At 45.8% G+C, this 11,369-nt stretch carries 8 protein-coding genes; 3 read left to right on the top strand and 5 right to left on the bottom strand.

Features of this window, described 5'->3' with window-relative positions:
- Positions 1 to 126: 126 nt before the first annotated feature.
- Entirely contained in the window at positions 127 to 1,308 is a 1,182-nt protein-coding gene (locus Q0R35_RS17875) for an RtcB family protein (RefSeq protein ID WP_295621630.1), read from the top strand.
- Between the two features lie 113 nt (positions 1,309 to 1,421).
- On the opposite strand, the gene Q0R35_RS17870 is transcribed toward Q0R35_RS17875, so the two are convergent.
- The gene (locus Q0R35_RS17870; RefSeq protein WP_295621627.1) at positions 1,422 to 3,353 is read right to left on the bottom strand and encodes an ABC-F family ATP-binding cassette domain-containing protein; all 1,932 of its coding nucleotides are present in this window, start codon (positions 3,351 to 3,353) and stop codon (positions 1,422 to 1,424) included.
- 302 nt (positions 3,354 to 3,655) lie between these two features.
- Between Q0R35_RS17870 and Q0R35_RS17865 the strand changes: the two genes are divergently transcribed.
- The gene (locus Q0R35_RS17865) at positions 3,656 to 3,970 is read left to right on the top strand and encodes a hypothetical protein (RefSeq protein WP_295621624.1); all 315 of its coding nucleotides are present in this window, start codon (positions 3,656 to 3,658) and stop codon (positions 3,968 to 3,970) included.
- Positions 3,971 to 4,020: 50 nt separating this feature from the next.
- Positions 4,021 to 4,395, top strand: coding sequence for a type II toxin-antitoxin system VapC family toxin (locus Q0R35_RS17860; RefSeq protein ID WP_295621621.1), 375 nt, complete (start codon positions 4,021 to 4,023; stop codon positions 4,393 to 4,395).
- A gap of 68 nt (positions 4,396 to 4,463) precedes the next feature.
- On the opposite strand, the gene Q0R35_RS17855 is transcribed toward Q0R35_RS17860, so the two are convergent.
- From Q0R35_RS17855 to Q0R35_RS17840, 4 genes are all read right to left on the bottom strand, one after another.
- The gene (locus Q0R35_RS17855; protein WP_295621618.1) at positions 4,464 to 6,689 is read right to left on the bottom strand and encodes a glycoside hydrolase; all 2,226 of its coding nucleotides are present in this window, start codon (positions 6,687 to 6,689) and stop codon (positions 4,464 to 4,466) included.
- 340 nt (positions 6,690 to 7,029) lie between these two features.
- Positions 7,030 to 8,139: a hypothetical protein gene (locus Q0R35_RS17850; RefSeq protein ID WP_295621615.1), complete on the bottom strand. Its 1,110-nt coding sequence runs from the start codon at positions 8,137 to 8,139 to the stop codon at positions 7,030 to 7,032.
- A gap of 214 nt (positions 8,140 to 8,353) precedes the next feature.
- Entirely contained in the window at positions 8,354 to 9,169 is an 816-nt protein-coding gene (locus tag Q0R35_RS17845; RefSeq protein WP_295621612.1) for an ankyrin repeat domain-containing protein, read from the bottom strand.
- A 436-nt stretch (positions 9,170 to 9,605) separates the two neighbouring features.
- Positions 9,606 to 11,369 (bottom strand): tetratricopeptide repeat protein (locus Q0R35_RS17840; RefSeq protein ID WP_295621608.1); only part of this gene is annotated, 1,764 nt, incomplete at its 5' end.

Genomic DNA, 11,369 nt, shown 5'->3' with positions numbered 1-11,369 from the left:
TATCCCGCCTGGATGGTTCGATTGGATCTGTGGGTAATGCATAGCCTTTATAAGGGGGGGTTGGGGGGGTAACATCATCTCAACCAAATTCTAGAAACCTCAAGCCTAAAGTTTAAACCCTAACCCATGACGTACAAAGAACTAGAAATCGACACTCCCACCCCCGTACTTTCCTGGGCGGGACACGATTTAGCAAAGCCAGAAACCAAAATGGCAAAGAATGTTGCTTCTTTACCATTTGTGTTTAAACATGTCGCTTTAATGCCAGATGTTCATTTGGGTAAAGGTGCGCTTGTTGGTTCTGTAATTGCAACTAAAGAAGCAATTATTCCGGCGGCTGTGGGTGTGGATCTGGGCTGCGGAATGATGGCAATTCAGACACCATTTAAGGGTGAAAAACTGGAGGGAAAACTTAAAAAAATTCGACTAGATATAGAAGCTCAGATTCCAGTTGGTTTTGAAGAAAATAAACAAATCAATAAAGATGTAACTAATTGGCAAGGCTGGCAAGATTTCACCCAATTGCACAGAGGAGTAAGCGGTCTAGAGAATAGAGCGATGCGGCAGCTCGGCTCATTAGGTGGCGGCAATCACTTTATTGAAGTATGTATCGATACCGAAAATAAAGTGTGGTTGATGCTGCATTCTGGCTCTAGAAATATCGGTAATAAACTCGCCCAATGTCATATCGAAACTGCTAAAGATCTCGCCAGATTAGCCGATCTAAGTTTACCCGACAGAGACTTGGCTTATTTTGTCGCTGGTACGCCCGAATTTGCCGCTTACTGGCGCGATTTGCAATGGGCACAAGATTACGCCAAAACCAATCGCGATGTGATGATGGCGAGATTTGTGCGGATTATGGAGCAGCATCTTAATGGTGGCAAAAAGATGAAGCCATTACTGGATATTAATTGCCATCATAATTACGCCGAAAAAGAAATACATTTCGGTGAGGAAGTGTATGTAACTCGCAAGGGTGCAGTCCGCGCCCAGAAAGAAGATTACGGCATTATCCCCGGTTCGATGGGGACTAAATCTTATATCGTTAAAGGCAAAGGTAACGCCCAAAGTTTCTGTAGTTGTTCTCACGGTGCAGGACGAATTATGTCGAGATCGATGGCAAAAAATACTTATACTCTAGACGATTTAATCGCTCAAACTAGCGGTGTCGAATGTCGTAAAGATGCAGAACTACTCGATGAAATTCCAGCAGCTTATAAATCGATCGATAAAGTGATGGAAAATCAATCTGATTTGGTAGAAATAGTCGCCACCCTCAAGCAAGTTATCTGTATTAAAGGTTAATTCTATTCTTTTTCCTACCTCTGCGCTCTCTGTGCCTCTGCGGTTCAAAATATTAGCATTTAGTTACCATGAAATGTGTAAATAATTTAGGATTGCTGTATATTGTGGTGTATTTAAGCCAACTCAGCTAATTCTAGCCATCGTTCGCTGGTAGTATCGATCGATTTATTGACTCGATCTAATTCCGCAGTTATTTTCTGAAGCTCACTATAGGCTGCATTCGGCGAATGAGCTAACTTCTGTTCGAGCTTAGTTTTATCGGTTTCGAGTTTGGCAATTTGGGCTTCGAGTTTGGTAAATTCGCGTTGCTCCCATGTAGATAGTTTACGTTTTTGGGTATCGGGTTTGGGCGGTTCTGGTGCTGCTACTGTTGGGGTGACTTTTTTAGTATTTAGCTGATTTTTGGCTGCTAATTTTTCGGCGTTGGCTTCGGCTTGTTTATATTCGAGATAGACGGAATAATTACCGGGATATTCGCGGATTTTGCCTTCAGATTCAATCGCAAATATTTTCTCGACAGTCCGATCGAGGAAGTACCGATCGTGCGAAACTACGATGACGCAGCCATTAAATTCGGAGAGATATTCTTCTAAAACTCCCAATGTTTGAACGTCGAGATCGTTGGTAGGTTCATCGAGAATTAAGACATTCGGCATACTCATAAGCACGCGCAGTAGAAATAAGCGGCGTTTCTCACCACCGGAAAGTTTACTAATCGGCGTGTATTGTTGGTTGGGTGTAAACAGAAACCGCTCTAACATTTGCGACGCGGTAATTTGGGTACCGTCGGCAACTTTAACGTATTCACCAACTTCTTTGATATAATCGATCGCGCGGAGTTGCTCGGTACCTGCTTCTTGTAAGTCTTCTGAATGTTGATCGAAGTAGCCGATATGAATGGTAGTACCGATATCGACACTACCTTTATCGGGTGCCAATCGTCCCGTACAGATATCCATCAGCGTCGATTTACCAGCTCCATTTTCACCGATAATCCCGATCCGATCTTCAGGTGAAAATTCGTAGGTAAAATCAGAGATAATCTGGCGATCTTCGTATTTTTTAGATACACCGACAACTTCGATTACTTTCTTACCAATCCGGCGGGTAGGAGTAGAAATATCCACGCGTCCAGTTGTCTGTTTGAACTCTTTTTCTTTAAGATCTTCTGCTCGTCCGATCCGTGCTTTCTGCTTAGTACTACGAGCCTTTGCGCCGCGCTGCAACCAGGCTAATTCTCGTCGGAGTAACCCAGCATGTTTGCGTTGAGTACCTACCATTGATTCTTCGGCTAAAGCTTTCTTTTCTAGATAGTAAGTGTAGTTACCACTGTAAGTATAAATATCTCCGCGATCGATCTCAATAATTCGATTAGTTACCTTGTCTAAGAAATAGCGATCGTGTGTAATTAATAAAATCGCGCCCCGATAGCGGCTTAAATACTCCTGCAACCATTCTACAGACATCGCATCTAAATGGTTAGTAGGTTCGTCCATTAAAAGTGCGTCTGGCTCGGATAATAACGCTGCTGCGAGAGCAATTCGTTTGCGATATCCACCCGATAAATCGCCAACTTTGGCATCAAAATCATGGATGCCTAATTTAGTAAGAATAATCTTTGATTTAGTTTCCAATTCCCACGCATTAGTCGCATCCATTCGCTGCATTACAGTCGATAGCTTTGCGAGTAATGCTGTAGAATCACCCAAATCGGGATGAGCTAACTTATCAGATATTTCTTCATAATCTCTGACTAATTGCATCTGTTCGCCACTGGACGCAAATACCTGTTCTAATACCGTATGGCTAGGATCCATCTCTGGCTGTTGGGGGAGATAGATTGTCGTCACCCCAGGGTTGAGTAAAATTTGCCCACCATCGATCGGTTCTAAGCCCGCAATCATCTTGAGTAAAGTTGATTTTCCCGATCCATTCATCCCAATTAACCCAACTTTGTCCGCCGCATCTAAGCTAAACGATCCATCTTTGAGAATCTCTTTAATTCCAAAGTCTTTTTTAACTGATTGCAACGTAAAAATAGTCATATTGAGTGCTTAGTGCTGGGAGGTAGTGCTTAGTTTAGAAAGGTTTTAGGCTTTAGGTTTTAGGCTTTAGCAAGATGTCGGTAGGAGCGGATAGGTGTAGATAAGATTGACTTTCAAGTTGCTACCCAATTTAATTAAGTCTTCACTCAATTCTAGCGGAGATTTACCGCAAACTGGATGAGGTAATTATCATCGTAAGCCCAATCGTGGCTGTCTGGTTTTGCCTACAGCCGATCGACAAAGTAACTAATTTTCAGATAAAATGTAGATCCGTAACCAAATATCAGACTGCTAAAATTTCAATGGTAGCCTCAATATACAAAATTTTACTCGAACAAACTGCTGACGGACAATCGTCTGCTACTGTCTTAGGGCTTCCTGATTGCTACGTTATCGCTCTTACCCCCCAAGCAGCCATCAGCCAACTTCAAACGCGCCTCACCAAGCGATTGGCAACTGCTCAGATTGTCTCTGTCGAGATTTCCGCCTCTGAGCCTCAAAACCCTTGGGTCGAATTTGCAGGTATCTTTAGAGATGACCCAGACTTTGCTGACATTGCACTATCGCTGAGAGCCGAGCGAAATTCAACAGTACCAGCACAACATACACTGCTATGAGTCTATGAATTTTAGACACAGACTGTGTTTCCTTGTTCCTAGAAGGAAATTTGCAGATTGGCGAACGAGCGGCATCCAAATTTCCTAATGTTGCCATCACGATTATTACCGTCCAAGCAATTTTTAATGGTTGGGCGGGTCGAATTAACGACCTATCACAGGCACATCAGTTAGTATGGCTCTACACCAAGCTTTGGCGAACGACAGAATTTTTCAAGAGAATTACAATCCTCAACTTTACTGAAACCGCTCAAATTTGTCATCAGCAGCTACTATCACAGCATAAATTCTTAGCTAAGAAGCGATTAGAAAAAGATACTAGGATTGCGGCAATTGCACTGGCTAATGAGGGGATTTTAGTAACTCGTGATTATAAAGATTTTTCCCTAATTCCCAATCTACAAATAGAAGATTGGACGCTCTAATGTAGATCTTCTGGATTTAGGCAGTAGCTAGATAGCAAGGAATGTTTAGCTACTGCCTAAAACCTAAATTACGGAACTTGTAAACTAATCCAACCTTGCGCTGGGATGTGCTGACGATAACGTCCGCAATCGGAGAACATCAGCGACATTTGTAGCCCATAATCGGGTTCTAGTTGCAGATCTGCCCACGGTACGGCAATTTCTAGCGATTTTTCCCAGGCTACTAAGGCATTGCTCGATCGAGCTTCCCATCGATCGTAATCCATTGCTTCATGCAGCCAGGTATACTTGGTGGTCAAATCGATCAGTAACCGATGGTGGAACCGATAGTTAGTGGGCGATTCACGGGGTAAGTTTGCCAAGGGAATCGGGCTATTGTGCATGATTTCCTTGGGATAAAACCACATTAAATTTAACTCATTAGGAATCTCCAATCCGGGTTTGACACCAGCTTTGAAGTCCATCCGCAGGTAAAAATTGAGGTGATCCGCGCCATAGAAGATCCGCTGAATCGGACTAGCCTGGTGCATTGTGCCACTCGCACCGCCGATTTCTAGTCGTCCGGCAAAATTCCAGTCTTGCTCGTCACCACTACCATCGATCGTGGGGTGAATAAAGCCCTCTGGACGGTAAGTAGTGCGTCGTTCGTGGGATTCTACAGGTTGACGCAATTCGGGTGGTACAGGCTCATTTAAAGCCTGATACAGAGCGATCAGATGTTCGCGGAAAAGCTGGTCGAACATCGCATCTTGGTTGGAAGAATGTCCATAGCCAAACCACCAGAACCAATCGGAACCTTCGGCGGCATAGAGGGCTTCCCAGGCGGCGGGATTAGTTTCTTCGGTAGATTCGGGATGATTGGCGAGTACTTGTCTGGCGGCGGTGAGCAGATCCCAGGCACGGTTTTTAGCAGGATCGCCAATCCAGGTGGTGAGGCTCCCATCTACCCACGAACCCGTGTGGAGATCTGCGGGGGGGAAGCTGGCGGTAGGGGGGAATTCATCGAGGAATTCCGAGACGGTGACGAGCTTGATACTTTCGTCTTCGCTGAGGGTGCCGTAAAGATGTTCGAGGAAGGGTTTACCATCGAGATGGTAGTGTTCCCAGCAGTTTTCACCATCGAGAGCGATCGTGACTAGCCACGGTTTTTCTAGACTGTCACCACCATGCCCTTCTTTAGCAGCAAGCGATCGCGAGATCTCATGCAAATGTCCGACTAAATCCGCAGCGGCTGTCTCGGCTGGCATACCGCTGTAAGTAAAGCCGATTAAGTCCGATAAACGGTGATCGCGGAATACCATCGACAAGTCGCCATCGGGCGTACTTACCTGATACGGACGATATAACAATTCTGGTTCTAGGACATTACCCGCACCATCGCGATGGAAGTATTGCTTGAGGGTATTACCCAACACCGATTCATCGGTACACAGCCATTTAAAGCCCTGCCGCGCCACATAAGGCAACATTTCAGGGCTAACCGCCTGTTCCGACGGCCACAAGCCCCGTGGGACGCAGCCGAAGCGATCTTTATACATGTCCCAAGCCTTGCCCAGGTGGCGGGGAATATCTTCCGCCCACTGAAACCGCTTGGGTAAATCCATATTCGGCACGGCAACCCGTCCGACGTTGGTATCTGCTAATAGTGGCAAAATCGGGTGAGTATAAGGTGTCGTCGTTACCTCTAATTGCCCAGACTCCTGCATCTTCCGATGTTGAGGGACGATCCGCCGCAGGATCTCGCGTTGCTTAGAATAAATCCGCTGCCGATCGCTTAAAGTAAAGTCGCGATCTTGTTTTAACCAATGGGCGATCTCGGATTCTTCCCAAAATAACGGATCGAACCAAGCTAGATTATGCCATGCCAATAAGTCCCCATAGTCCCGATCGATCCAATGCTCTAAACACCAAGGTTCGCCATGCTCTTGACGTTGCTGATATAACTCGCTGTAGCGTGGGTGAGGATCGATCAGGGTATGGTGATTGGCATCGAAAAAGTGGCGAATGATAAACTGCTTTTGAGCCGCCTGAAGTTGGTCGGTTGGCATCAAAGCCAGCTCCAAGTAAGGATCGAAGGCTGTCCCGGCAATGTAGTCTTCTAACTGCAAAATTAGCGATGGTACTAAATTGACCGTCTGATGCAGTTTTGGATACTTTTCGAGCAGCAAGATCAGATCGAGATAATCTTTAGTCCCATGCAAACGCACCCACGGTAATCGGTACTTACCGTCGCGGTACTTGTACAGAGGTTGATGCTGGTGCCAGATAAAGGCGACGTGGAGAGGATGCGGCATAGATGAGTTATGAGTTCACGATCGATGTTAAGCAAGATGCCAGTCTATGGGCGGTTGACTGTTGGGTGACAGCTAACCGATCGAGTATGCGATCTAATCTTGGCTAATAGTCTGCAATCTTAACTCACTTTTTTTGCTCGAAACACTCGGAACGCGATATTTGACCGGGGATCGTATCGTTCGTTTACAACACTTAATTAATTTGGGGGGATAGGGGATAGGGGATAGGGGATAGGGTGAAGAAGTTCTTCTTGTCGCTATTAAATAAATATTGTTCTCGTTCGCTCTCACCTAAAAAGGCGGATCGTCTGCCTAGTCCCTATCCCCTACTCCCTATCCCCTAATTAATCCGTTTGAGCGCGATGGTAATCGATTTTTGTCCGGTGGGTAGCGGAATCTGTAAGGTGATATTATCGCGATCGAGACACTTATATTGCGCTTTGACTGCCTGGAGATCTTTTTGAGGTTGTTTATCTGGAGTATTATCGCCAAAAATAGTTAACAGCTTATCTCCGGTTAGTTTGAGGTTAGAACCTAAGTTGAGCTTGCTATCGAGCCGTCGATAATTTTGCGAACTAAAGGTCAAAGTACTGTCGGCATTTACCTGAAATCTCGCACTGGCACTACCCGAAAAACCCAGTCCGATCCGATCGAGCTTCGCACCTGTTTCTTTCGATTTGAGAGTGTATTTCTGCTCCAAATCGAATGCTTCAAACGAGGCATTACCATCTTTATTCAGCGTCAGTTTGGCATATCCCAACATCTGGGGATCGGTAACTTTAGCTTGAGTAAAACTGCTAATAGTCGGCAACCAATAATTACTCAAATCGGCAACTTGCCAAGTGCCCACATAGCAGTAAGGTTCGCCCTGGGGTTGCGGTGGAGCTTCCACAGGATTAATTTTTGGCGGTATTGTAATTTTAGGGGTGGGAGTGGTTAATTGCTTGTGTTTGGATGCTAACGCGATCGCATTATTCGGATTTACCTGACGTAGCACCAGCCGCGACTTTGATTTTCGACCGGGTTTGGCAGTTGCGGTAAAATTATATTGCTGTCCGCTAGCAACATTAGTAGTCGTCAAGCACAGTTGCGACACCTCACTAATGGCGGGAAAGCTAAATCTAGAATCAGTGGCATTATTCGCGCCAGATGGAGATTTCCCACTCACATCGTTATGAAAAAATTGTAATCCTTTAGATTTATCGTAAAGTGCGAATTTGACGATGCCCACTCCACCAGTTTTGACTCTGAGGGTAATGCGCGTGTCTGGCTCTACCGATAATCCATAGCAGACTTCGCCGTTAGGATTATTCGCCGATGGTGCAAGCGATCCGGTATATTCTTGCCCCATCGTCATTGGGACGACAGGAGTAGCATCTTTAGCAAATGCAACCAGAGGATGAGTCAGTGCGAACAGCGGTAAAATCCGCAGAATTGATGACTGGGACATAGTGGTAGATTAACACTCGTTGGTGGAGTCTCTCGATCGGAACATCGAAGGGGTAACGATCTCCGTCGAGATTTACCGATCGAAACGGGTGCCTCTAAGCAGCGAGTCGTTCGGTTGCGATAAAATAGTGGTATAGATACATGTTTCCCAATTAAAGTTCAAATCGATCGCTATTGCAGTAATTTGATAAGTAGTCGATCCTGTCGATCGATGGCTATATCCCTGGCGGTATTACCTGAGAGTCTGGTAAACCTCTATTTGCTCCTGCTGCGAGTAACTTTTTTACTAGCGTCATCGAACTGTGACTGACAGCACTCATTAGTGCGGTTTGTCCATAAAAATCTTGTAAGTTGACATCTGCACCTCCACCAATTAGATAATCGACCATCTGCCACTGATTTGCGCCAACTGCGGCTATTAAGGCTGTATTTCCTAATAATAAATGATGTGTTGAATTGATATCGATGCTTCGATCGAGTAAAAATTGTAAAGATTTTATATTTCCTACTCTAGCCGCTTCTTGCAAACAAGTAACATTTAAAATTTCTTGCTGTTTCATGCTTAGACTTAGTAGATATTCATATAGATGAATGTGTCCATGTGCAATTGCAATTACTAGAGGATGTACGAAAAACTCATCTTCAAGATCGTAACTATTAATGTCTACCCCACTTTGAATCAGCAATTTCATAATTTCTAAATTGCCAGAGCTGGCTGCTTGAGACAACAATTCATGGTCATCCTCAATTTCTGACCCAGCATCAAATAATAGCTTTAAGATGTTTATGTTTCCAACTCTTACTGCCATATCAAGAAAGGATGGAGTTTCACCCATAGATAGAATCTTGACAACAGCAGGCTGATTATCACTCTCGATCGCAAATTCCAAAGGAGATGTTATGTCAAAAATATCGCCACACGTAACAGAATTTAACCATTGTAAATCGCGACCTTTAACTAATTGTGTAAATAATTCAAAATCACGCTCTTCGATCGATTGATATAATAACAACTCTTCAGATTCTTTCATGTCTATTTCGAGCTACTTGCTTTACAAGGCATCACAGAGGGTGCGATATATTTTACCCCGTCACTTACCACTGTGGGAACATCTTTGGGTGCGCCTCTTTTGGCAACTGCAAACTGAGGCAGCAATAAAATACTATTCAAAACTATCCCCAGGCTAAAAAACTTATAATATTAAGAAATCGTATAATTTGCGTTCTAATTTTGACGATCGCGATTAAATTAGAAGCTAGTCCGAGTAACGCGATCGAACTGCTGTTTTTACCTTACAAGAATATATGGAATCCCAAGATTTACTTTTACTTGTCGTATTACTCTGCCCAGGCTTGCTATTATCCGTAACAATTATGCTCACCTTTGCTGCTGGCGGTTAAAGTCCAAGCCAGTCCCCCAGTCCCTGGTCAGTGAGCGGAGCCGAACTGCCAGTCCCCACTAGCCAATTACCAATCCGGCTGAGTAAGGCTCCGGGCTTGCTGATATGAGTTTTCGGCTTGCTCCCACTGTTTGAGGCTGCTGTGAATTCGGCCCTTATTAAACCAGAACTCCGAACGTTCTGGTTCTAGTTTAATGGCTTGTTCGAGGCTGAACAAAGCGTTATCGAGTCGATCGATTTCGATGAGGCAATTACCGCGACTGTTCCAAGCTTCTGCCAGATTGGGGTCGAGATTGAGGGCGACTTCGTAATCGGCACAAGCCTTGACAAATTCTCGTTGGAGAAAGTAAATATTTCCCCGTCGATACCAAGCGTGAGTGGAGGCGGAGTCGATTTCGATCGATCGATCGAGACTGACAATCGCGGCATCTAGCTGTCCTAATGCTTGCTGGGCGATCGCCTGTCGATACCAAATTTGGGCTTCATCGTCGCGCAGGTTGAGGCTGGTTTGATAGCACTGGAGAGCCTCTGCGTACTGCTGAAGGTTGAGATGGATGGTTCCCTGGTTATTCCAACCCGTGGGGTCTTGAGGGGCAACCTTGGTGGCTTGGCGGTAACTGTGGAGGGCACCTTCGAGGTTGCCGAGTTGAAATAAAGCACTACCGCGACTATTCCAGGCGCGATCGAGTGTGGGCGAAAGAGTCAGGGCACGATCGAAGCTAGCAACAGCCGATTCCCAGCGTCCGAGTTCGAGCAGGGCGTTACCGCGATAGTGGTAGGCTTGTCTGTCGTCGGGATTGAGAATGGCGCAGTTGTCATAGCAGGCGATCGCATCTTCATATTTTTGGAGGTGGAACAGGGCGATGCCTCGATTCAGCCAAGTGAGGGGATCGAGTTTATCGATCTCGATACTTTGCTCGTAACAATTAAGGGCTGCTTGCCAACAGCCTTGATGTTGTAGTGCCATCCCCTTACCGTTCCAAGCCGGGGCATCGTGAGGGTGAATTTGCAGGCTGCGATCGTGGGCGGCGGCGGCGGCTTCGTAACGGTGGAGCTGGAATAATGCTTTGCCGCGATTGTGCCAACTTTGATAAAACTGGGGTTGGAGTTCGATCGCTTTATCATAGCTGACGATCGCGTCCTCATACCGTTTGAGCGACCCCATTACGTTGCCATGATTGTTCCAAATATAGTAATCTTCGGGTTGGAGTTCGAGGGCATGTTGATAACTGACGAGTGCCTGTGCTAATTGCCCCAATTGAAATAGCAGATTGCCCTGCTGATACCAAGCTGGCGCGTAGGTGGGATCTAGTTCGAGGCAACGTTGGTAGCTGTGGAGATTTTCAGTCGGCGGCAGATCGAGCCGAAACTGGCTTTGCCCGCGTTGATACCAGGCGAGGGCAAATTTAGGATCGCATTCTATCGCCCGACCGTAACTGGTGAGTGCATCTGCCCAGCGTTCGAGGTTCGCGAGTAAACACCCCCGATCGTACCAGGTTTGAGCGCGGTTGGGTGCTAGTTCTAGTGACTGCCGATAGGCACTCAGAGCCGCAATAAATTCGCCTTGATGGTAGAGAGCCTGTCCTAATAAATGCCAGCTTACCGCCCGATCTGGCTGGAGACTGGTGGCTGTTTGCAAGCTGGAAATCGCTTTACTATAGTCGCCCAGCTCGATCGAGACTCTACCGTGTTGCTCCCAGAGTTCGGGATTGTCGGGATCGATGGCGATCGCCTGACAACAGACGATCGCGGCGGTTTCCCATTCGCCTTGTGCTGCTCTAACTTGACTTTGGTTGTAGAGGATTGCTTGATTTTGCGGATCGAGACTCAA

Source organism: Chamaesiphon sp. GL140_3_metabinner_50 (assembly GCF_025361915.1).
Classification (GTDB): domain Bacteria; phylum Cyanobacteriota; class Cyanobacteriia; order Cyanobacteriales; family Chamaesiphonaceae; genus Chamaesiphon.
Note: the sequence above shows the minus strand (reverse complement) of the source record. Positions and strands in the feature narration are given on the sequence as shown.